Consider the following 23,438-nt stretch of genomic DNA (forward strand, 5'->3'; position numbering starts at 1 on the left):
CGTATGGGGAGGTGCTACCCCGGGAAAAAACAAGGTGCTACCCGATGGCAAGCGGGCTCGAGGGGATAAATGAGGCGGCGGCGGCGGCGGAGGTTAAGACGGAGCGGGGCCCCTTTCCGAGGCGAGTTGAACTTGTCTGAGCAGCGGAAAGGGGCCCCGGTCCGTCTGGGGGGAGGTGTTGATTTGTGGCAGACTGCGCGTGCCGACAAACAAAGGGAGTCGAAGATGAGCGCGAGTTCACAGCAGGCAACGCAGGCACGGCAGGTCTATGATTTTTCCGTCCAGACGTTGGCGGGTGAGACGGTGAGTTTGTCGCAGTATCGCGGCAAGGTTTTGCTCATCGTGAATACGGCGAGCGAGTGTGGTTTCACGCCGCAGTATGAGGGCTTGCAGGCGTTGTATGCGGAGTTGGCGCCGCGCGGTTTCGAGGTGCTGGCGTTCCCGTGCAATCAGTTCGGCAAGCAGGAGCCGGGGGATGCGCAGGCGATCCGCAGCTTTTGCGACTTGCGCTTTCACGTCACGTTTCCGATGTTCGCCAAGGTGGACGTCAAAGGCCCTGACGCCGCGCCGCTTTACCAGTATCTGACCGATGAGAAGCGCGGCGTGCTGGGCACCAAAGCGATCAAGTGGAATTTCACCAAGTTTCTGGTCGATGCCAACGGTAAGGTCGTCGAGCGTTACGCACCGACCGCCAAGCCTCAGGCGATCCGTGCGGATATCGAGCGCTTGTTGCCGGCGTGAGATCAGGCCCGGTTAATTTTGGCCAAAGATCGGTCAAGACTCGATTCAAAAGCCGAACCGTGCCCGCAGCCCACGCCACGACATCGTGAGCCAGCGTTCGGGCGGCGTGTCGCCGTCGTGGCAGGTCAGTTCCGCACCTTGGTCGGCGCTTAGCACCAGCCAGCCGGTTTCCTGAACCACATAGGCATGACCGGCAGTCAGTTGCACTGGTGCCGCCCAAACCGTCGCGGCGAGCCAGCGCGGGGCCGGGGTGAGCGCCACGCTGCCGCGCTTCACGTGGAAAACAGCGCCACGGCGCACGTACGTGTGGAACGCCTGTGCGCGGGCCAGCGTCAGTTGCTCCGGCAGCGCGACAAGATCGCCAGTGGTGTTGGGGGAGTTCGTGGTGGCAGCGCGTGAATGCCGGCGACCTTGCGTGAGGGTGAGATCCGACGAAAAGACGGGCTGGAGGGGCTGGATGGGCTGGAGGGTTTGGGGGCGCTTTGCCATGACAGACTCCGGGGCGTTGAACAGGTACGAATAGCGTATCGACCCGAGCCCCCCGCCGGTAGGCACACAGTTCGCCGGTTTCGCCCATAACAGAAGGGCTTTCGGGCATCTGTTACGATGCCAATTCCGCAAATCTGTATCTGTTATGGTGGCCGCCGATGCCCGATGATCTCCCCATGGATGCCGCCATCGCCCCCCCGCCCTCAGCCGCCACGAGTACGCCTGACGTTCGGTCGGACATGAATTCGTCCGCATCTCCTTCGTCTCCGTCAGCCGCGCCGGCCCTGCCGCTGTATCGCCAGCTCGCCGGACACTATCTGTTCGCCATCGAAGCCGGTACGCTCGTGCCCGGCGACCGCATGCCGAGCGTGCGCACGCTGATGGAGCGGCATCAGGTCAGCCTGTCGACCGCGTTGCAGACCTGCCGCCATCTCGAAGCGCAGGGCGTGCTCGAAGCGCGTCCGCGCTCCGGGTATTTCGTGCGTACGCCCGCGCGCGCCACGCTCGCCCCGCTGGACGAACCGCGGCCGTGGGTGCCCGATCTCGCGCAGTACGTCGGTATCAATCAGCGTGTGTCGTCGATTCTTGCGCGTGGCCTTCAGGCAAGCGTGCACACCAACTTTGCGGTCGCTCACGGTGCGCCCCCGCTGTATCCGGTGACCGAGCTGCGTCAGGCCACGTTGCGTGCGTTGCGCGACAACCCGCTGCTCTACGGTGTACCGCCCCCGGGCGGCGGCGAAGCCCGCTTTCGTGCCGCCATCGCCCGCCGCGCGTTGGCCGCGCGCATGAATATCGCGCCGGAAGAAATCGTCGTCACGCATGGCTGCATCGAGGCCATCAATCTCGCGCTGCGCGCCGTGGCGAGCCCCGGCGACGTGGTAGCCGTCGAGTCGCCCACGTACTACGCGCTGCTGCAAACGCTCGAGAGCATGGGCATTTGCGCGCTCGAAATCCCGACTAGCCCGCAGACCGGTATCTCGCTCGAAGCGCTGGATCTTGCCTGCGAGACCTACGACAACATCAAGGCCGTTATCGTCGTTCCGCATTTCCAGAACCCGATCGGCTCGGTGATGCCCGACGCCCACAAGGCGCGCCTCGTCAAATGGGGCGAAACGCGCAACATCGCGATCATCGAAGACGACACCTATTCAGCGCTCGGGGACGACGACACCACCCCCGCCGCCATTCGCGGCTGGGATACCACTGGCAACGTGATTCACTGCGCCTCGTTGCACAAGACCCTCGCCCCGGGCATGCGCTTGGGCTGGATCGCGGGTGGCAAGTGGCAGTGGCGTATTGAGATGCTGAAGTACGCGCAGACGCGCCCGAACGAAGCGCTGGCGCAGATCGCGATGGGGGAGTTCATGGACTCGCCGAAGTACGACCGGCACCTGCGCCGCCTGCGTGCTCACTTGCGTGAGCAGCGCGCGGCGATGGCCGAGGCGATTGCCACGTATTTCCCGGCCGGCACGCGTCTGACGCTGCCGACCGGCGGGCTGAGTCTGTGGGTAGAAATGCCCGGTGGCGTGAGTTCGGAGCAACTGTTCGACGCGGCGCTGGCCAAGGGCATTCGCATCGCGCCGGGGAGCCTGTTCTCCAATTCAACGCGCTACGACCACTTCCTGCGCATGAACACCGGACACCCGTTCACGCGCGAGATCGACCGTGCGGTGCGCACGCTCGCGACGGAAGTCACGCGTCTGGTCGACGCGAAGGGGTGATGCGAACCGCTGATGTGAACGGCTGATGTGAACGGCTGATGCGAACGGCTGAACGCGATCAGAACTCGGGATACATCCGCCCCGGGTTGAAAATGCCCGCCGGGTCGAATACCGATTTCAAGTTGCGGTGAATGCGCATGACCGGCGCGGGCAGCGGCGTGAAGACACTGACGCCGGGTTCGCCATAGCGGAACAGCGTCGCGTGTCCGCCATCCTGCCGGGCCGCCGAGCGCACGATCTGCGCGTCCGCGTCCGTAATCCACCAGCGCTGCGCGCCTCCCCATTCGATCAACTGCTTGCCCGGCAGACGATGCGGTTCTGCCGTGGACGGTACCGCCAGACGCCACAGTGCCTGACCCGGTCCGGCATCGGCAAAGAAGTTATCCGTCTGCTCGCGAATCGCGTGCCAGAACTTGGCCGCATGGATCGCATCGACCAACTCACCGCCCATTTTCACGCGCGCGGCCTTGATCGCCGCCGAAGCGCCGGCCAATCGAATCACCAGCAAATCGTTGCGCCACGCACTGCCGGTGATCGGCAGCGGTTGCCCGCCCCATTCATTGAGTTTGCGCACCGCGTCCACCGCGTTCATTTCGAATTGCAGCGTCAGCTCGGCAAACGGCTGCGGCAACACCTTGATCGAGACTTCGAGAATCAGCCCGAGCGTACCGAGCGAGCCCGCCAACATGCGCGAGACGTCGAACCCGGCCACGTTCTTCATGACCTGTCCGCCGAAGTTCAGCACATGACCCCGGCCGTCCATCAGCTTCGCACCCAGAACGAAGTCGCGCACCGCGCCCACGGCAGCCCGGCGTGGCCCCGACAACCCGGCAGCCACCGCGCCGCCGATCGTCGCACCGGGCCCAAAGTAGGGCGGCTCGAACGGCAGCAATTGATTGCGTTCGGCGAGCGCCGCTTCGATATCGGCCAATGGCGTGCCGCAGCGCGCCACGATCACCAGTTCGGCCGGGTCGTAGGCCACGATGCCGCTATACGTGCGCGTATCCAGCACTTCGCCCACGCGTTGCTGGCCGTACCACGCCTTCGTTCCGCCGCCGCGCAATTGCAGGGGCTGACGCCGGGCGGTGGCGTGTTCGATGACGGCGCGGAAGTGATCGAGAGTGTCGTTCGTGTCGGTCATCAGCTCGGTTCGGCCGGTGGCGGTGTGTCGGTTTGGTAGGGGCCAAGCTCGCTGCCGCAATGCTTGCAGAAGCGGGCGTCGGCGTCGTGCCCTTCGGTGAGGCAGTCCTGACAGGTGCGCGTCGTGATCGGCTGCTTGCGCATCGCCAAATGAATTTCGGCACCCATGATCCCGGTCGGAATCGCAATCACGCTGTAGCCGAGCAGCATCACGAAACCCGTGATCGCCTTGCCCAGCCCGGTCACGGGCACCACGTCGCCGTAACCGGTCGTCGTGAGCGTGACGATGGCCCAGTAGATGCCGACGGGAATGCTCGTGAAGCCATGCTCCGGCCCCTCGATGATGTGCATCAGCGTGCCGAAGATCACCACGATGATCGACACGAAACCGAGAAATACGAAGATTTTGCGGCGCGCGTTATACAGCGCGAGGCTCAGCACGCCGGCTTCGTTCACATACGCCGTGAGCTTCAGAATTCGGAACGCGCGCATCAGGCGCAGCAGCCGCACGTCGATCAGGCCGTGCAACTCGGGCACGAGAATGGCGAGATACGTCGGCAGGATCGAGAGCAGATCGATGATGCCGTAGAACGACAGCGCATAGCGCAACGGCCGGTGCGCGCACAACAGGCGTGCGATGTACTCGGCCGTGAACAGCAGCGTGAAGAACCATTCGAGAATGGCCATCGGCAGCGGCAGCGTGTTCTGCACCATCGGCACGCTGGAGATGACGACCACGAACACCGACATGACGATCGCGATGAGCAACGCGATGTCGAACAGACGCCCTTCGCGGGTGTCGGCCTCGAAGATGATGATGTAAAGCCGCTGCCGCCAATCGTGCGGCAGCCATTCCGACAGTGCTCGCACGTCAGAACCTCGGCAGGTCGGGGTGAGGCAGCAGGCCGCCGCGCACGTGCAGCTTGCCGTATTCGGCACAGCGCGCGCGGGTGGGAATGCCCTTGTCCGGGTTGAGCAGGCCGACCGGATCGAAGGCGCGCTTCACACCGAAGAAAGCGTCGCGCTCCTCGGCCGAGAACTGCACGCACATCGAGTTGATTTTCTCGATGCCCACGCCGTGCTCGCCCGTGATCGTGCCGCCAAGTTCGACGCACGCTTCGAGAATGTCGCTGCCGAACGCTTCGGCGCGATGCCATTCGTCGAGGTCGTTGCCGTTGAAAAGAATGAGCGGATGCATATTGCCGTCTCCCGCGTGAAAGACGTTAATACAGCGCAATCCGTATTGTTGTTCCATCCGCTCGATGCGTTTGAGCAAAGTCCCAATCGTGCGGCGAGGGATGGTCCCGTCCATGCAGTAATAGTCGGGCGAGATGCGCCCGGCGGCGGGGAACGCGTTCTTGCGGCCCGACCAGAACCGCAGGCGCTCCTCTTCACTGCGCGAAATCTGAAGCCGGGTGGCGCCGGATGTGCGCAGCACATGCGAGATGCGCATGATCTCTTCGGCCACTTCTTCCGGCGTGCCGTCCGACTCACACAGCAGAATGGCGGCGGCGTCGAGATCGTAGCCCGCGTGCACGAACTCTTCGACCGCCTGCGTGGCGGCCTTGTCCATCATCTCAAGCCCCGCCGGGATGATGCCGGCGGCGATGATCGCGGCCACGGCGTTGCCGCCGGTTTCCACGTCGTCGAAGCTCGCCATGATGACTTGCGCCGTTTGCGCTTTCGGGATGAGCTTGACCGTGATTTCGGTCACCACGCCGAACATGCCTTCGCTGCCGATAAACACCGAGAGCAGATCGAGGCCCGGCGCGTCGGGGCCGAGCGAGCCGAATTCGATGGCTTCGCCCGACATTGTGATGGCGCGCACGCGCAGCACGTTGTGCACCGTCAGACCGTATTTCAGGCAATGCACGCCACCGGAATTTTCCGCCACGTTGCCGCCGATGGTGCAGGCGATTTGCGACGACGGATCGGGCGCGTAGTAGAGGCCGTAGGTAGCGGCCGCGTCCGAGATGGCGAGGTTGCGCACACCCGGCTGCACGGTGGCCGTGCGCGCGTACGGGTCGATCTCGACGATCTTCTTGAACTTGGCCAGCGACAGCACGAGCCCATCGGAAATGGGCATCGCGCCGCCGGACAGGCTGGTGCCTGCACCGCGCGGCACCACGGGGATGCCGAGTTGATGGCAGGCCTGCAAGATGCGCTGCACCTGCGATTCGGATTCGGGCAACGCGACGGCCAGCGGCACGCGCCGATAGGCGGCGAGGCCATCGCACTCGTACGGTGTGGTGTCCTCGCGGCGATGCAGGATGCAGTGCGCCGGCAGAATCTGCGTCAGCGCATCGAGCAACTGGCGCTGGCGCTCTTCAAGCGGCGTCTGCCGATCGGGCACGTCGGCGTCGCGTGGGCTTTGCGAAATCGCGGGAGCGTTCATGCGGTGCTCAGCCCGCCGAGCGCAACCGGAAAATCTTGCCCGGATTGAGCAGGTTCTGCGGATCGAGCGACAGCTTGATGCCGCGCATCACGTCGATGGCGTCTTCGCCGTGTTCGGTCACGAGAAAACCCATCTTGTGCAGGCCTACCCCGTGTTCGCCCGTGCACGTGCCGCCCATGCGGATGGCGCGCTCGACGATACGCTGGTTCAGGTGCTCGGCTTCTTCGATCTCTTCGGGCTTGTCCGGGTCGATCAGAATCGCCACGTGGAAGTTGCCGTCGCCGACGTGGCCCACGATCGGGCAGGGCAGGCTCGACGCGCGCAGATCGACTTCCGTCTCGCCCACGCATTCGGCCAGACGCGAGATCGGCACGCACACGTCGGTCGTCACGGCGCGGCAGCCCGGCTTGAGTTGCAGCATCGCGAAGTACGCGCTGTGACGTGCGCCCCACAGGCGGTTGCGGTCTTCCGTGCGGGTGGCCCACTCGAAGCCCGTGCCGCCATTCTCGTCGGCCAGTGCCTGCACCGTCTCGGCCTGCTCTTTCACGCCGGCTTCGCTGCCGTGGAATTCAAAGAAGAGGGTCTGCGTTTCGGGCAGTTCCATCTTCGAGTGCTTGTTGATCGCGCGCACGGCGAGGGCGTCGACGAACTCGACGCGCGCCACCGGCACGCCCAACTGAATCGTCTGGATCGTGCAGTTGACGGCGTCCGTCATGCTCGGGAACGAGCAGATCGCGGCCGACACGGCTTCGGGTTGCGGATACAGGCGGACGGTGGCTTCGGTAATGATGCCCAGCGTGCCTTCGCTGCCGACGAACAGGCGCGTGAGGTCGTAGCCAGCCGAGGACTTGCGGGCGCGCGTGCCGGTGTGGATCACACGGCCGTCGGCCAGCACCACGGTGAGGGCGAGCACGTTCTCGCGCATCGTGCCGTAGCGCACGGCGTTGGTGCCCGAGGCGCGGGTTGCACACATGCCGCCAATGCTGGCGTCGGCACCCGGATCGATCGGGAAGAACAGACCCGTATCGCGCAGCGCTTCATTCAGCGCTTTACGCGAGATGCCCGGCTCGACCGTGACCGTCAGGTCTTCGGCATTGATCGAGACGACTTTGTTCATCTCGGAGAGATCGAGCGACAGGCCGCCTTCGACGGCCAGCAGGTGGCCTTCGAGCGATGAACCGGCGCCGTAGGGAATCAGGGGGACGTTGTGCTTGGCGCAGAGCTTGACGATCTGCGAGACCTCGTCGGTGCTGTGCGCGAACGCGACGGCGTCGGGCAGCATCGGGTCGAAGGGAGACTCGTCACGGCCGTGGTGCTCGCGCAGCGCCTCCTTGGTGCTCACGCGCTCGCCCAGCAGGGCTTGCAACTCGGTGAGCAAGGCGTCGGGGAACGCACGCTTGGCGGCAAACGGCAGGTGGGGGTGATTCACGGCTTTCTCCTTCGGGTCTCCGGGCGGCCAGCGCAGGATGGCGCTGGCGTGCCCCTATTAGGCGGGGTCTCGGGGGCGCTGGTCGGAGACCGCGCGTGCCCTGACACCTCATGAGCGTGGATTTTACGCCGGGACGGCGTTTTTCCCCACCCTTTGCGTCATATCATACGAACTTGTCGTCGGCATGCGTCGTCACGACTGCCTGAAAAACGGGCAGCGCATGGCAGATGACGTTTTTCTATCACAAGAAGGTAAGTCGTACCGCCACCGGGGCATGACAACCGGCGGGCATGGCAAGCCGCAAGGAGCAGGGTTCGCAAGATGGGGAATCGTTTGAGCAAGATCGTCACGCGCGCGGGCGATGGCGGCAGAACCGGTCTGGGCGACGGCGCCCACGTCGACAAACACAGCCTGCGCATTGTCGCCATCGGCGAAGTCGACGAAACCAATTCGCATATCGGTGTGTTGCTGTGTGAAGACCTGCCGGCGGACGTGCGCGACGTGCTGGTCGCGATCCAGCATGACCTGTTCGATCTCGGCGGCGAACTGAGCACGCCGCGTCATACGTTGCTGGGTGCCCCGCACGTCGTCAGGCTCGACGGCTGGCTGGCGCATTACAACTCGGCACTGCCATCGTTGAAGGAATTCATCCTGCCCGGCGGCACGCGCGCGGCGGCGCTCGCGCATGTGGTGCGTACGGTGGCTCGCCGTGCCGAGCGCGCGATGGTTGCGCTGGGTGCCGAAGAGACCGTGGGTCCGGCGCCGCGTCAGTACATCAACCGTCTGTCGGACCTGATGTTCGTGCTGGCCCGTGTGCTCAACCGCGCTGGCGGTGGTGACGATGTGCTGTGGCAGCGCGAACGGGACACCGGCAACGCTGCCTGAATCAGCATCAGCGTCAGCATCAGCGCATCACCGGACACCCGACGGGCGTCGGGTACGGTGAATGCGCGTTTTCCTGCCGGATCAGTTACCTGAACCGCGCGCCAGACGGCGGGCACGCACGGCTTCGGCCAGCGTGTCGAGCACGCCCAGACTGTCTTCCCAGTTGATGCAGGCGTCGGTAATGCTCTGGCCGTAGGTCAGCGGCTTACCCGGCACGTGGTCCTGACGGCCAGCCACGAGGTGCGATTCGACCATCACACCGATGATGCGGTCGTCGCCACCGGCGATCTGGCGGGCGATGTCTTCGCACACCGGGATCTGGTTCTCGTGCTTCTTCTGGCTGTTGGCGTGCGAGGCGTCGATCATCACGCGCGCGGCCAGACCCGACTTGGCGATGTCGTCGCAAGCGGCTTGCACGCTGGCAGCGTCATAGTTCGGGGCCTTACCGCCGCGCAGGATCAGGTGGCAGTCCTCGTTGCCCGCGGTCGACACGATGGCCGAGTGGCCGCCCTTCGTCACCGACAGGAAATGGTGCGGCTGCGAGGCGGCCTTGATCGCGTCGACGGCGATCTTCACGTTGCCGTCGGTGCCGTTCTTGAAGCCAACCGGGCACGACAGGCCCGAGGCCAGTTCGCGGTGCACCTGCGACTCGGTCGTGCGCGCGCCGATGGCACCCCACGACACCAGATCCGCGATGTACTGCGGGCTGATCATGTCGAGGTATTCCGTGCCGGCCGGCAGACCCATTTCGTTGATCTCGGCGAGCAGTTCGCGGGCGAGGCGCAGGCCGTCGTTGATCTTGAAGCTGTTGTCCATGTGCGGGTCGTTGATCAGACCCTTCCAGCCCACCGTCGTGCGCGGCTTTTCGAAGTACACGCGCATCACGATTTCGAGCTCGCCCTTCAGGCGCTCGCGCTGTTCGACCAGACGCGCGGCGTATTCCAGCGCGGCTTTCGGGTCGTGGATCGAGCACGGGCCGATGATCACGACGAGACGGTCTTCCATGCCGTGCAACACGCGGTGGATGGCGCCGCGCGAGCGATGGATGAGGTCCGCGCTCTTTTCCGAGCAGGGGGATTCGCGAATCAGGTGCGCCGGGGGCGTCAGTTCCTTGAGCTCACGAATACGGACGTCATCGGTGTTGTGGGGAGGCATGGTTTTTCTCCTGGGCAGTTCGGACTGCGGTTCGGTTCTCGGGAATTCGGGTCAAAAAAAAACCGCCAGACTCGCTGGCGGTTTTTCAGGATTCGTTTCGGTGCTTACTGCTGCAACTGTCCCTCTCCATCCGCCAGCGGTGTGAGATACGCAAAAAAGTAAAAGTAAAACTTATTGGCGGTCATGAGGGATATCTGACGTTGCATCGCAGGCGTTTGCCGTGCACAGAATCAACTTTATACGCCGAATCGGATGACGCTGCAACCGTGACTCTGCGCTAAACGTCTGCAAAACGCGCGGAAATATTGCATTTTTCATTGTCGAAATGCGTCGTGAAAGCGCGATATTTCGAATATTCGCAAAAACGCCCGGTTTGACCCGGGCGCTTTGCTAAGCTTCACGCATTTTTTGCAGTGCGCCATCTTTTCCGTGACATCGAGCCAACCGAAGCGATGACGCGCTGTGGTGCTGGTATTACGCCGTGCCGCCGACCGTCATGTTTTCCATGCGCAGCGTCGGCTGGCCGACACCGACCGGCACGCTCTGGCCTTCCTTGCCGCACACGCCCACGCCCGAATCCAGCGCCATGTCGTTGCCGATCATGGTCACGTCCTTGAGCGATTCCGGACCGTTGCCGATCAGCGTGGCGCCCTTGACCGGATACGTGATCTTGCCGTCTTCGATCATGTACGCCTCGGACATCGAGAACACGAACTTGCCGTTGGTGATGTCGACCTGACCGCCGCCGAAGTTCACCGCGTACAGACCATGCTTGACCGAGGCGATGATTTCCGCCGGGTCTTTGTCGCCGCCGAGCATGTACGTGTTCGTCATGCGCGGCATCGGCAGGGCGGCGTACGATTCGCGGCGGCCGTTACCGGTCACCGGCATCTTCATCAGACGGGCGTTCAGGCTGTCTTGCATATAGCCCTTGAGAATGCCGTCTTCGATGAGCGTCGTGCACTGCGTGGGGTTGCCTTCGTCGTCGATGTTGAGCGAGCCGCGGCGGTTCGACAGCGTGCCGTCGTCCACCACCGTCACGCCCTTGGCCGCAACGCGCTCGCCGAGGCGTCCCGAGAAGGCCGACGAGCCCTTGCGGTTGAAGTCGCCTTCCAGCCCGTGGCCGATGGCTTCGTGCAGCAGCACGCCGGGCCAGCCCGGTCCAAGCACCACGGTCATCGCACCGGCCGGGGCCGGACGGGCGTCGAGCTTGACGATGGCGCCGTCGACCGCTTCCTTGACGTACTTTTCGAGCAGATCGTCGGTGAAGTAGCCGTAGTCGAGACGGGCACCGCCACCGCTGTTGCCGATTTCACGTTTGCCGTTCGATTCGACGATCACCGTCACCGACACGCGCACCAGCGGGCGCACGTCGGCGGCGATCACGCCGTCGCTGCGGGCCACCAGCACCACATCGTATTCACCGGCCAGACCGGCCATGACCTGCGAGACGCGCGGGTCCTTGGCGCGGGCGAGCTTTTCGATGCGCTCAAGCAGGGCGATCTTGCCGTTCGCGTCGAGCGATGCGAGCGGGTCGGACGGCAGATACAGCGCGCGGCCCGTGACGTTCGAGAGCTTGCTGCCCACCTTCACGCGGCCACGGCCTGCGGTGGCGATGCTGCGCGTGGCGGCGGCGGCTTCCTTCAGCGCGATCTCGGAGATGTCGTCCGAGTAGGCGAATGCCGTGCGGTCGCCCACGATGGCGCGCACACCGACGCCCTGATCGATCGAGAACGAGCCGGATTTGACGATGCCTTCCTCGAGGCTCCATGCCTCGCTGCGCGTGTACTGGAAATACAGGTCGGCGTAGTCCACACGGTGCGTGAAGATGTCGCCGAGCGCGCGTTGCAGGTGGGTTTCGTCGAGGCCGTACGGGGTGAGCAGCAGCTCACGGGCGGTGGCCAGATTCTGAATGCCGGGTTCGATGATTTTCATGCGGTGTCAGGCCAAGGAAATATGTTCGGAATATGGGGACGGAAGACGCTATGTCAACCTTGCGCACGGGCAGGTGTGGCAGGTGTGGCAGGCGCGGCGGCGTGGACGTCGTCGGCGGCGCCCAGCACACGGTGTCGCAAGGCCGGCAGGCTCTGACGCACGGCCGCGAGTCGCGCCGGATCGATGTCGCCGACCACTACGCCGGCGCCGTCGTCTTCACGCTGGGCGACGATATCGCCCCACGGATCGATCAGCATCGAATGCCCCCAGGTGCGCCGCCCGTTCTCGTGGACGCCGCCCTGCGCGGACGCCAGCACGTAGCATTGGTTTTCGATGGCGCGCGCGCGGAGCAGCAATTCCCAGTGCGCGCGCCCCGTGGTGTAGGTGAAAGCGGCGGGTACGACCATGAGCGTACAGTCGCCCATGGCCCGGTACAACTCGGGAAAACGCAGGTCGTAGCAGACCGACAGGCCGACGCGGCCAAACGGCGCTTCAAACGTGCGTACGGTTTCGCCGGGGCGAATGGTACGCGCTTCGTCATAGGCTTCTTCGCCTTTGACGAAATTGAACAGGTGGATCTTGTCGTAGCGGGCGGCGGGCGCGCCATCCGGGCCGTAGACGAGCGTCGTGTTGAGCACGCGGTCGGCTTCCGGGGCGGCCAGCGGCATCGTGCCGCCGATCAGCCAGACGCCGTTGCGACGTGCCGTTTCCGCCAGAAAGTCCTGAATCGGACCGTGACCGGGTTGTTCGCGCAGGGAGAGTTTGTCGGTGTCGCGCTGGCCCATGTAGCAAAAGTACTCGGGCAGCAGCACCAGTTGCGCGCCGGCGTCGGCCGCCTCGGCGACCCACCGTCCGGCGTCCGCGAGATTGCGCGCAACGTCGGGGGCGCTGACCATCTGTACTGCGGCCACGCGTGCCGGCGCGTTGGGCGGCGTGGCGCGGGTGGCTGAACTATCGGGGCTCGTCATGAAGTCGCTGAAAAGACGCTCTCAAAGCCGGCTCAGTTGCCGCGCAGCCCATTGGGCGTGGCGGTGTTCTGGGCTTCGGGCCGGGATTCCGGGGATGGATCGATCTTACTCTGATTGCCGCTCGCCTGTCCGATGACGGGGTTGTCCCACGAGCCCGTCACGTGATACGTCGTCGAGAGCGTACGCGAGAGCTGCTCGCCGAGCGCCAACTGCGCGAAGAAGGAGCCGATACCCAGTGCCGGGTTGATGATCGCCCAAGCCAGCGAGGCCGACGCCGCATTGATCTTCGGCAGCACCAGCACGTTCAGGTCCTGCGTCTCGCGCGCCAGATCCGTGTGGCCGTCAATGCGAATCGTGGCCGCGTTCGCGTGAATCGTCAGATCGTCGGTACTCGCCACGCCGCCTTGCATCGTCGCGTTGCCGTCGATGTTGTCGAACGGCAGGCCGCTGCCCACCACGCTGTTGAAGTCGAACGTGAGGATCTTGGCGAGTGTCTGCACCGAGAGAATCCCGAGCAACTTCGCGAGACCCGGGTCTGCCTTCAGAATCTGTCCGCGCTTGAGTTCGACCTTCACCTTTCCGCCGAGCGTCGGGTAGTCGATGGCATCGGGGCCGCCGCGCCAGCCGAAACGGCCCGACACCGTGCCCGAGCCATCCTTGAGCGTCTTGGGCAGGCCCAGCCGGTCGAGCAGCGCGCCGGCATTCTTGACCTCGAGATTGAAGTCGAGCACCGTGCGGCGCGGGATGTCGTCGTCCGAGCCGGCCGCGATCGCGGCGGCGGCGCGCCGGCGCGACGTGCGCCAGTTGCCCGTCACGTCGAGCGTGGCGGCGCTGTTGCTCAACTCCAGCTTGGTGAGTTGCCAGACCGGCACGCCGTCTTCCAGATCGTTGTGCGCGTTGAGTTGCAAGCGGCCCAGCGGCTTATCGCGCAGCACGAAATCGTTGGCCACCACGTCGATCGCAGGGAATTCGTCGCTGGGCTCGTCGAGCACTTGCGTGAGCACGTCGTCGCCGTGTTCTTCCTTGGGAATTACCAGTTTGGCGAGCCGCGCGCGGATCGCGCCCGACGGGTTCTTGGCGTCCGGCGCACGCCATTCGGCAAAGCCCGAGACCAGATCGGAGGCCAGACTTACCTGCCAGTCGCGGTCATTGCGTTGCGCGCCCAGCACCAGTTCCGGCCACAGACGCGACATCAGCCGCACCTGCTTGGCGTGCAATGCCAGTCGCGTCGGCAGGTAGGGCGTGAGTGCACCGAATTCCTCGCGGGCGGCGGCGGCCGTCTCGGCGGGCGAGGGCGGTGTGCCTTGCGTGCCGGGCGTGGCCGCATCGGTGGAGAGCGACGCGATCACGCTGCGCCACGCGTCCACGTCGAGCGTGTCGAACTGCGCCGTGGCCTGCACGCCTTCACGTGGTGCGGGCACCGGCTGATTGATGCCGATACCGCCGCGCAGCACCTCCACGCGATTGCCGTTGCGTTGCTGCACGTAATTGCCTTGCACGCTGCCGATGGCGAAGTCGAGCGTATCGATGCGGCGTCCGCCCGCGTTCGGCTGCGGACGCAACGAGAAGCGTGCGGGCAGTGATGTTTCGGCGCTCTTGCCCAGCGGCGCGGGCAGATTCACCGCGAGGCCGGCGAGCGAGGATTGCACGGCGACATCCGTCATGCCCTGCCGCACGGTGACCACCGCCGTGTAGGGCGTGGCACCGGTCATGCGCTTTGCCAACTGGGCGAGCGAAGCGTTTTCGCGGTTCTCGCGCAGGCCTTGCGCGCTCATCGTGCCGGCGACATTCAGCGCGATGGTGCCGTCGTCGCGGCTGCCGCCCGACGCGCGCACATCGCCCCCGAGGAACGTGCCGCGCAGGTTGTCCAGCGAAATGCCGCGTTCCGTGAAGGCCAGTTCGCCATCCACGGCGCCGAACGTCGGCAGTCCGTTCAGCAACGCGATGTCGTTGCGCAGGAAGCGCGCGCGCCCGGTCACCTTCGAGCGGTCCGTGTGTTCGAGCGGCATCGAGAGTTGCAGGGCGAGCTGTGTCGTACCGTTCGCGCGTGTTTCGTCGGTGAAATCGCCGATCCAGTGTCCGACCGGGCTTGAATTGATGTATTTCACGAAATCCGCTGCCGGGCCGCGCGCATCGCCCTTGAGGACGAGCGTCGAATCTTCTTGGCCGATCTTGTCGATGTCGCCGATCACCTGCGTGAGCGTGACGCCGTAGATCGAGCCGGTGTCGATGGCGATATGCAGCTTGTCGGCGTCGAAACGCAAATTGCCGCGCACCTTCTCGAACGCGGGCCAGACTTCCGTATGCCCCGGGCGCAGCGGCGACGGATTGAACGTCACGTCCACCAGCGGAATGTCGATGCGGAACTTGCCGTGCCCCTTATCGAACGGGAAGAATTCCAGATCGCCCTGCACGGCGAACGGCGCGTTTTGCACCGTGCCCGCAATGAGTGCGCGTTGCAGGTAGTCGCGCACGGCGGCGCCGATATCGGTGGGCAGGTAGCGCGGCACCGCGTTGGCATTCGCGCGCGTGATCGTGCCCTTCAGATCGACGATGCCGTTGTCCCGGCCACCGTTCTGCCACGTGCCGCTCACGTCGCCCGCGAGTTCCGCGTTTTGCAGATGCAGCGCGTCCACGCGTACGTGAATCTCGGCCGGGGCATCGCGCTTCGTGACCGGATGCGAGACGCGCCAGCTGGTGCGCGCCGTGAGCGTGTCGAGGGCGATACGGGGCTGATCGAAACGGCCCGGGAAATCGAGCACCGAGCCCTTCGAATTCAGCATGAGGCTGCCGCGCGACTGATCGGCGTCGATGTGGCCGCTCAAGTGCGAGAAACCGGGGCGTCCGGCATTCGGGCCACCGGCGCGGGCCGGCGGGTTCGGATTGGGCAGGCTATCGATGCCCGCGTCTTCGAAGTCGGCGACCACCCGGTAGCGATCGCGCTCCGGCGGCAGTTGCCGGATACCGGGCAGATCGCGCCAGTTCGTGCTGCCGTGGGGCTTGGGCGCCTGATAGCTCAGATCGAAGTTCGCCAGGCGGCCGCGCGGCTGGAAGCTCGTGAACTGGTCGCGGGTGGGCTTGTCGATCGGGAGCGCGGGCACCAGTGCCATGGCGGCACCGATATCGAAGCGTTGTCCGGCCAGCGTGACATGCAGCCCGTGGTCGGCCGTGGTCGGGGCGTAGCTGCCGCGCATGTCGGGAACGTCGAGCGTCGGGCGGCCGGCCGCCTGCAACGTGAGATCGCGCACCCGCCAGTTCCAGCCGCTGTCCGCCTGCGGGCCGATGCGGGTGACGTCGATCCGGCCTTGCGTCGCATCGAACGACAGCGGCGGCAGGTCGTCGGCGAGTTGGGCCGAGGTGTTTTCTCCGGCGGCGCGCAGCGTTGCGCCCGTGATCGCGCCGTTATCGAAGTTCACCCAAGCGCGCGCGGCGAGCCGGCCGCGTGTGTCGCGGGCGTCGTGTTCGCCGGGCAGGTCGACGTGTTGGGCGAGGGCAGCGAGATCGATGGTGCCGACGTCGGCGTAGATCTCACCGCGCCAGCGCTTGAGTTCGCCGGGACGGGCGAAGAGCGGGGTCGTGAAGCGTGCGCGAACGTCGAGCGGTGCCACCATGCCGGCGGGCGGCGTGGCTTGCATGCCGAAGCGGTGTTCGAGGCCGCGATTGCGCAGCATCGCGTTCACGTTCGTGATGACGGTTTCGGGTACGTCGCGGGTGGCGTCGCGCCAGCGCACCGTGCCGCCGCGAATGATCACGCGCGCTTGGCGCATGAGCCAGTCTGTCGCCTGCGTGTCCGAACTGCTGCCGTTGCCGGACACCGGCATGCCGGCGACGAGGATCGAGCCATCGGCGAGGCGCTCGACGCTGAGATCCGGCTGGTAGAGCGTCAGGCTCGAGAGGCGCAGGTCGAGGTGGATCAGGCTCGTCCACGACAGCACTGCGTCGAGGCGATGGAGCGTGAGACCGGGTTCCACGGGCGGCGGCGCGCCGGGTGGTGCGTAGGTTTGCGCGGTGGCTTTTGCACCGTTGCGGGGCTTGCCGGGGGTGACTGCGGGCGCGCGCGCATGCAGGATGCGCACGTCTTCGAGCGTCAGATAGGGGTGCCAACCGCGCCAGACGGCGTCGATACGGCCGATCGAGACGGGTAAACCGAGCGCGCGCGACGCGGCCGCCTCGATTTGAGGGCGGTAATCCGACACACGGGGGAGGATCACGTACCGGGTCGCCAGCACGACGGCACCGAGTCCGAAATACACGACCACGATGAGCGCCAGCAGCCATTCCAGGCCCAGGCGCATGCCACGCGGCAGTGACGAGAACCAGGACCGGGTCGCAGTGGGCGAGGCAGGCGGCTTACGGTCGGTCATGCTGCTCGTCTACGAGGGAATGTGGTAGTTTCTGTGGCAAAGACTGTAACACAAGCCCATGGCCGTTCGACGGGCGGACCGTCGCACAAAGAGACAGGTATTCCGCCGTTTAATTTCACGCGGGTAAGCCGGCGAAAGCTCGCGTAAGTGCGTGAAAGTTCACCGCGCGGTATCCACAAGGTGCTGCCAAGCGTGTCGGACGCCCCGCGTCGCGCGCGTTCCGATACGTGCTCACCTGCCTGCGAAGCCTTGCAGTGCAAGGCTCGCCGTCCGGCTGGGGGTGTGTTTCTGTCTTGCCGACAGACATCGTGTGTCTCCATTCTCATTGCTGACCGGAACCCCGCCAGTGAGTTCACCCGAAATTCAGACTGACATCCAGACTTACTCCCGCTATGCCGCACGCATGCTGGCGAGCCGCCCCGCGCTGGCCGAAGCGTTGCCTGCGCTGAGTGAGCATCCCGTCGACGCGCGCTGGCTGGCGCGGCGTTTCGAAGCCATTGCGGGCGTGACGCTCACGCCGCCCGACCAGCCGTCGGGCGTGAGCGGCATCGACGAAGCCGGGTTGACGCGGGCGCTGCGCGTGTTGCGCGTCGAGGCCTTGTGCGCCGTGATGCAGCGCGATCTCGACGGGCGTGCCGAGTTGGCCGAAGTGACCGGCGCCATGACCGCGCTGGCCGAATTTGCCGTGCAGGCGGGCATTGCTGTGTTGTCGCGCGAGTTGGAGGCCATCCACGGCGTGCCACGCAATACCGAGGGCGAGCGCCAGACGCTGGGCGTCGTCGGCATGGGCAAGCTGGGCGGGCGCGAGTTGAACGTGTCGTCCGACATCGACCTGATCTTCCTTTATGAGGACGACGGCGACACCACGGCGCCCGATGGTGGCACCACCACCGGGTTGCGGCTGCTGTCCAATCATGAGTTCTTCACCAAGCTCGGCCGCAAGCTGATCGGGCTGATTTCGGAACTGACGCCGGACGGCTACGTGTTCCGGGTAGATATGCGGTTGCGTCCGAACGGCGATTCGGGCCCGCTCGTGTGCAGTCTGCCGATGCTCGAAGAGTATTTCTACGTGCAGGGCCGCGAGTGGGAGCGCTATGCGTGGATCAAGGGCCGTCTCGTGTCCGAGGTGGCGAGTGAGCCGGGCAAGCGAATCGAGCGGCTGCTGTCGGCGTTGGTGCAGCCCTTCGTATTCCGTCGCTATCTCGATTACGGCGTGATCGGTGCCATTCGTGCGTTGCACGAACAGATTCGCCACGAAGCCGAGCGCCGCGCGCGCGCCAAGCCGGCGCGTATCAACGACATCAAGCTGGGGCGCGGCGGCATTCGCGAAGTCGAGTTCTCGGCGCAGGTCTTCCAGTTGATTCGCGGCGGGCAGGAGCCGGAGTTGCGGGTGCGCCCGACGCTGGCGGTGCTGGGCGTTGCCGCCCGGCGTGGCTGGCTGGCGCAGAGTGTGGCCGATGCGCTGGCGAACGCGTATCTGTTCCTGAGAAAGCTCGAGCACCGTATTCAATATCTCGACGACGCGCAGACCCACATTCTGCCCACGTCCGGAGACGACCGTCTCGCGGTGGCGAGGGCGATGGGGTTTCCTGACGAAACGGCCTTCATGACCGTGCTTGACGAGCATCGCGAGTTTGTCGCGGCACAGTTCGACGAGATTTTTGCCGACAAGGCCGGCGCGAATGGCCAGAAGGGCGGTTCGTCGGGTGAGGGTGATTGTGAGTGTCCGCCCGAGTTGTGGAGCGAGTGTCTGGCCGATGAAGCGCAGACCGGCGACTTGGGCAACCAACTGACAAAGCTGGGCTTTAGCGATGCCGAGGGCGCGCTGGATCGCTTGCGCGCCGTGTGGACATCGTCGCGATATAAGGCGCTGAACGAGACCAGCCGGCGGCGCTTCGATCAACTGGTGCAGCGTGCCGTCGAGGGCGCCTCGGGCACGAAAGAGGCCGATGCCGTGTTGGGGCGGATGCTGGACCTGCTCTCGACCATCAGCCGCCGCAGTTCCTATCTGGCGTTGCTGACCGAGTATCCGCGGGCGCTTGAGCGGGTGGTCAAGGTGTTGGCGGGGTCGCGGTGGGCGGCGGGTTATCTCATCAGCCATCCGCAGTTGCTGGACGAATTGCTCGATGACGAGGCACTCGCGGCACCGTTCGACTGGCCGTCATTCAAGACGCAGTTGTTGCTGAGCCTGAATGCGTCGGGCGCCGTGGGCAACGTCGAAGTGCAGATGGATATTTTGCGGCGTGCGCATCATGCCGAAGTGTTCCGCATTCTGTTGCTCGACTTGCAGGGCACTTTGTCGGTGGAGGCGATTGGCGACCGGTTGTCCGAGTTGGCCGATGTGATTGTCGACGTGACGATTGCGACTGTTTGGCCGCACGTGGCGACGCGTCACCGCGAGGTACCACGCTTCTCCGTGATTGCGTACGGCAAGTTGGGCGGCAAGGAATTGGGCTACGCGTCCGATCTCGACCTGATCTTCTTATATGACGATGACGACGATCGCGCACCCGATGCGTATGCGGCATTGGCGCGTCGCTTCGTGACGTGGCTGACCACGCACACTGGCGCGGGCATGTTGTTCGACGTGGATTTGCGGCTGCGACCCAATGGGTTGTCGGGGTTATTGGTGACCAACATCGAGAGTTTCCGCCAGTATCAGTTCAGAGAGGGGAATGCGAATACTGCGTGGGTTTGGGAGCATCAGGCGCTGACGCGGGCGAGGTTCTGTGCGGGCGACGACGCGATTGGCGCGACGTTCGAGGATATTCGCAAGCAGGTATTGGCGACACCGCGCGAGGCGTTGCCGTTGGCGCAAGAGATTGTGGCGATGCGTCGCAAGGTGTTGGAGGGGCATCCGAACCCGACGCAGTTATTCGATTTGAAGCACGACCGTGGCGGCATGGTGGACATCGAGTTCACTGTGCAGTACTTAGTCTTGTTGCACTCCGGCGCCCATCCCGCGTTGTTGCGTAACGCGGGCAACATTGCGTTGTTGCGAGAGGCGGCCCAGTTGGGGTTGATCGATGCCAAGTTGGCGGATGATGCCGCGGCGGCTTACCGGACGTACCGAAAGCGCCAGCACAAACTGCGGCTGGACGGGGTGGAGGCGGCGAGAGTCCCGGCGGCCGACATTGAGACTGAGCGTGGTGCGGTGATGGCGTTGTGGGATTCCGTGTTCGCCGATGCCGGGCCGGTTTGAGATGTAGTGGGGCGGATGCGGGGACGGATCGGGGCCCCTTCCCGAGGCGAGTTGAACTTGTCTGAGCAGCGGGAAGGGGCCCCGGTCCGTTCTTGGGGGGAGGTGTTTGGGATGCGAAGGGCGCGTTAGGATTAAAGCGAGAACTAAAGCGAAAACTAAAGCGCCAACATTTCCCGGGCGTGCTTGCGAGTCGTCGCAGTGATTTCAACGCCACCGAGCATGCGAGCGATTTCCTCGACGCGTTCCGTGCGATTGAGCGGTTCGATTTCGCTCATGGTGGTATCGCCGTCGCTGCGTTTCTTCACGCGCAGGTGTTGATGGCCGAGCGCGGCGACTTGGGGCAGGTGGGTGACGCAGAGCACTTGGCGGCCTTGACCGAGTTCGCGCAGGAGGCGCCCGACCACTTCAGCGACCGCGCCGCCGATGCCCGAATCCACTTCATCGAAGATCAGTGTCGGCGTGAGGCTTGCGCTGCTGGCGATGACTTGCAGCGCGAGGCTGATACGCGCGAGTTCACCGCCTGAAGCAACTTTCGCGAGTGGGCGCGTCGGCACACCGGGGTGACCGGCCACGAGAAACTCCACCGTCTCCAGCCCGAACGATTGCGGTTCGGCGGCCGGGGTGATGGCCACTTCAAAGCGTCCACCGGGCATCGACAGGTCCTGCATCGCGCGGGTGACTTCGCGCGACAGCGAGGCGGCCGCTTTCGCGCGCGCTTTCGACAGCGCTTTGGCGAGTTCCAGATAAGCCGCGTGCGCCGCGTCGGTCGCGGCCTGCATCGCCGCCGTGTCTTGCGACGCCGTCAGTTCTTCCAGTTGCGCCCGTCGCTCTGCATGTTCGGCGGGCAAATTTTCAGGCGCCACGCGGAACTTGCGCGCGGCCGAATGCAGCGCGTCGAGACGTTGCTCCACGACAGCCAGTCGTTCCGGATCGAGATCGATGCGTTGCGCGTAATGAGAAAGCGAATGCACCGCTTCGCGCAGTTGAATCTCGGCGGGTTCCAGTGCGGCGAGCGCGTCGGCGAGCCCCGTGTCGATTTCTGCCAGTTCGCGAATCTGATGCACCACATGCCCGAGCGACGGCACGATCGCCCCGTCAGCTTCGGCCAGCACATCGAGCGCGCTCTGCACGCCGTTGATCAGACTGGCGGCGTGAGAGAGGCGGCGATGCTCCGCGTTCACCTCATCCCATTCCCCTTCCTGCGGGCCAAGCTTGTCCAGTTCTGCCGTCTGCCATTCCAGACGTTCGCGCTCCAGTTGCAGTTCGCGGTCGCGGCCCTGCGCTTCTTCACAGCGCTTGACCAGACGCCGCCATTCCTTGTGTGCCGCTGCTGTCTCCGCCGCGAGCCCCGTAGCGCCGGCGTGCGAATCCAGCAGGCGGCGCTGCGCGTCGGGGCGGAGCAACTGCTGGTGTGCGTGCTGGCCGTGAATATCCACCAGCATCTCGCCGAGTTCGCGCAATTGCGTGAGCGTCGCGGGCGTGCCGTTGATGAACGCGCGCGAACGCCCGGTCGTATCCAGCACGCGGCGCAACAGCACGCCGCCGTGTTCTTCCAGCGTGAGTGCCTGTGCTTGCAGCCAGTCTTCCAGATCGGGGCGCGCCTCGGCATCCGCTGCAAATTCTGCCGTGATGTCCGCACGCGTCTGACCCGTGCGCACCATGCTGGCGTCGCCTCGTTCGCCCATGGCCAGTGCGAGCGCATCGATCAGAATCGACTTGCCTGCACCGGTCTCGCCGGAGAACACCGTAAAACCGGCGGAGAATTCCAGATCGAGACGATCGACGATCACAAAATCGCGAATCGAGAGACTGCGTAGCATGGGGTATCGGGTGCCTGACGTTCGGACACCGGCCCGGCGGGCCAGCGGGAAGCGTCAATGATAAGGGGACTTTGCGACGAACGGGAGGGCCAGTGTTGGCAAGGGCGTGCGCTCCCCGTGCGCAAAAACACACGCCACCGGGTGAGGTGGCGTGTGGGCAGAATCAGTTTTGCGGCGCGTCTTCGTCCGAGATATGTTCGTTCCAGTGCAGCTTGCGGCGCAGCGTGGCGTAGTAGTTGTAGCCCACCGGATGCAGGAACGTCACCTGATGCTCCGAGCGGCTCACCAGAATCTTGTCGCCCTGACGGAGTTCCGCAAACGACTGCATGTCGAAGTTCGCGCCGACTTCGCGGCCGCCCGTGATCGTGATCACGATGTCGCTGGAGTCGGGCAGCACGATCGGACGGTTCGACAACGCGTGCGGGGCAATCGGCACCAGCACCACCCCGCCGAGACGCGGGTGAAGGATCGGGCCGGACGCCGACAACGCGTAAGCCGTCGAACCGGTCGGCGTGGCGACGATCAGGCCGTCCGAGCGCTGCTTGTACATGAAGCGCCCGTCCACATCCACGCGCAGTTCCACCATGCCCGAGATGCCCGAGCGGTTCACCACCACGTCGTTGAACGCGAGCGTCTCGAAAAGCGTCTGCCCGTCGCGGTCGATGCGTGCGGCCAGCAGTGTGCGCTGCTCCGCTTCGAAATGACCTTCGAGCATCGCCGGCACCACCTGACGCATGTCGTCGAGCGGAATATCCGTGATGAAACCCACGCGCCCGTGGTTCACGCCGATCAGCGGCACCCCCGACGCGGCCAGTTGGCGGCCGACGCCGAGCATCGTCCCGTCGCCACCCACGACGACGGCGACATCGGTCTGCGTGCCGATCTCCTGAATATCGAGCGTGCCGTACGGGTCGGCGCCGGCGCCGATGTTATGCGCCGTATCGCGCTCGAAGACGACGTGATGCCCGCGCTGGGCAATGCATGCCGCGAGCGTGAGCAATGGTTCGGCAACGCCGTCGGCATGGTACTTCCCGACGAGCGCTACGGTCTTGAAAGGGCTCCCTGTTTTCATGCCGCCATTACACCATAAGTCGATGACAGCAACCATCGCGTATGCCGCGCAAAGTCAGGCTGTGCCATTGTGCCGACACGCCCGCGCGCCAAACGCCGCGTGCGTACGTTTCGCGTTACAAT

At 64.9% G+C, this 23,438-nt stretch carries 15 protein-coding genes; 4 read left to right on the top strand and 11 right to left on the bottom strand.

What is annotated here, in order from left to right:
* Nucleotides 1–225: 225 nt before the first annotated feature.
* The gene (locus PIN31009_RS19760) at nt 226–741 is read left to right on the top strand and encodes a glutathione peroxidase (protein WP_150685807.1); all 516 of its coding nucleotides are present in this window, start codon (nt 226–228) and stop codon (nt 739–741) included.
* 45 nt (nt 742–786) lie between these two features.
* Here PIN31009_RS19760 and PIN31009_RS19765 read toward each other — a convergent pair whose 3' ends face one another.
* The gene (locus tag PIN31009_RS19765) at nt 787–1,230 is read right to left on the bottom strand and encodes a hypothetical protein (RefSeq protein ID WP_150791365.1); all 444 of its coding nucleotides are present in this window, start codon (nt 1,228–1,230) and stop codon (nt 787–789) included.
* A gap of 239 nt (nt 1,231–1,469) precedes the next feature.
* On the opposite strand from PIN31009_RS19765, the gene PIN31009_RS19770 reads away from it, so the two are divergent.
* Nucleotides 1,470–2,951 (top strand): aminotransferase-like domain-containing protein, encoded by a 1,482-nt coding sequence (locus PIN31009_RS19770; protein ID WP_150791366.1) that lies wholly within the window; start codon nt 1,470–1,472, stop codon nt 2,949–2,951.
* Nucleotides 2,952–3,009: 58 nt separating this feature from the next.
* Here the strand turns inward: PIN31009_RS19770 and glcE are convergent, their stop codons facing one another.
* From glcE to PIN31009_RS19790, 4 genes are read right to left on the bottom strand one after another with little or no spacing between them, the layout of a single operon-like run.
* A complete protein-coding gene (gene glcE / locus PIN31009_RS19775) occupies nt 3,010–4,092 on the bottom strand; it encodes a glycolate oxidase subunit GlcE (protein WP_058375880.1) in 1,083 nt (360 codons plus the stop codon).
* Complete coding sequence (locus tag PIN31009_RS19780; RefSeq protein ID WP_150685809.1) at nt 4,092–4,961, bottom strand: ion transporter; 870 nt, start codon at nt 4,959–4,961, stop codon at nt 4,092–4,094. Before PIN31009_RS19780 ends, glcE begins: the two co-directional genes overlap by 1 nt.
* Nucleotide 4,962: 1 nt before the next feature.
* A complete protein-coding gene (locus PIN31009_RS19785; RefSeq protein WP_087691326.1) occupies nt 4,963–6,486 on the bottom strand; it encodes an FAD-linked oxidase C-terminal domain-containing protein in 1,524 nt (507 codons plus the stop codon).
* 7 nt (nt 6,487–6,493) lie between these two features.
* Nucleotides 6,494–7,915 carry an FAD-binding oxidoreductase gene (locus tag PIN31009_RS19790; protein ID WP_150685810.1) on the bottom strand — a complete coding sequence of 474 codons (1,422 nt, stop codon included), beginning with the start codon at nt 7,913–7,915 and terminating at the stop codon, nt 6,494–6,496.
* A 321-nt stretch (nt 7,916–8,236) separates the two neighbouring features.
* Here PIN31009_RS19790 and PIN31009_RS19795 point away from each other — a divergent pair, with 321 nt between their 5' ends.
* Nucleotides 8,237–8,800, top strand: coding sequence for a cob(I)yrinic acid a,c-diamide adenosyltransferase (locus PIN31009_RS19795; RefSeq protein ID WP_150791367.1), 564 nt, complete (start codon nt 8,237–8,239; stop codon nt 8,798–8,800).
* A gap of 81 nt (nt 8,801–8,881) precedes the next feature.
* On the opposite strand, the gene aroG is transcribed toward PIN31009_RS19795, so the two are convergent.
* From aroG to PIN31009_RS19815, 4 genes are all read right to left on the bottom strand, one after another.
* Complete coding sequence (gene aroG / locus PIN31009_RS19800; protein WP_150685811.1) at nt 8,882–9,955, bottom strand: 3-deoxy-7-phosphoheptulonate synthase AroG; 1,074 nt, start codon at nt 9,953–9,955, stop codon at nt 8,882–8,884.
* Between the two features lie 474 nt (nt 9,956–10,429).
* Nucleotides 10,430–11,890, bottom strand: coding sequence for a metalloprotease TldD (tldD, locus tag PIN31009_RS19805; RefSeq protein ID WP_150685812.1), 1,461 nt, complete (start codon nt 11,888–11,890; stop codon nt 10,430–10,432).
* 53 nt (nt 11,891–11,943) lie between these two features.
* A complete protein-coding gene (locus PIN31009_RS19810; RefSeq protein WP_150791368.1) occupies nt 11,944–12,858 on the bottom strand; it encodes a carbon-nitrogen hydrolase family protein in 915 nt (304 codons plus the stop codon).
* A 32-nt stretch (nt 12,859–12,890) separates the two neighbouring features.
* Complete coding sequence (locus tag PIN31009_RS19815) at nt 12,891–17,222, bottom strand: YhdP family phospholipid transporter (protein WP_150791369.1); 4,332 nt, start codon at nt 17,220–17,222, stop codon at nt 12,891–12,893.
* A 346-nt stretch (nt 17,223–17,568) separates the two neighbouring features.
* Here PIN31009_RS19815 and glnE point away from each other — a divergent pair, with 346 nt between their 5' ends.
* Entirely contained in the window at nt 17,569–20,424 is a 2,856-nt protein-coding gene (gene glnE, locus PIN31009_RS19820; protein ID WP_150791370.1) for a bifunctional [glutamate--ammonia ligase]-adenylyl-L-tyrosine phosphorylase/[glutamate--ammonia-ligase] adenylyltransferase, read from the top strand.
* Between the two features lie 155 nt (nt 20,425–20,579).
* Here the strand turns inward: glnE and recN are convergent, their stop codons facing one another.
* Together recN and PIN31009_RS19830 are read right to left on the bottom strand one after the other, a co-directional pair.
* The gene (gene recN / locus PIN31009_RS19825) at nt 20,580–22,244 is read right to left on the bottom strand and encodes a DNA repair protein RecN (RefSeq protein WP_150791371.1); all 1,665 of its coding nucleotides are present in this window, start codon (nt 22,242–22,244) and stop codon (nt 20,580–20,582) included.
* Nucleotides 22,245–22,407: 163 nt separating this feature from the next.
* Nucleotides 22,408–23,352, bottom strand: a complete 945-nt coding sequence (locus PIN31009_RS19830) for an NAD kinase (protein ID WP_058375871.1) — start codon at nt 23,350–23,352, stop codon at nt 22,408–22,410.
* Nucleotides 23,353–23,438: the final 86 nt, after the last annotated feature.

Source organism: Pandoraea iniqua (assembly GCF_902459685.1).
In the GTDB taxonomy this organism is placed as follows: domain Bacteria; phylum Pseudomonadota; class Gammaproteobacteria; order Burkholderiales; family Burkholderiaceae; genus Pandoraea; species Pandoraea iniqua.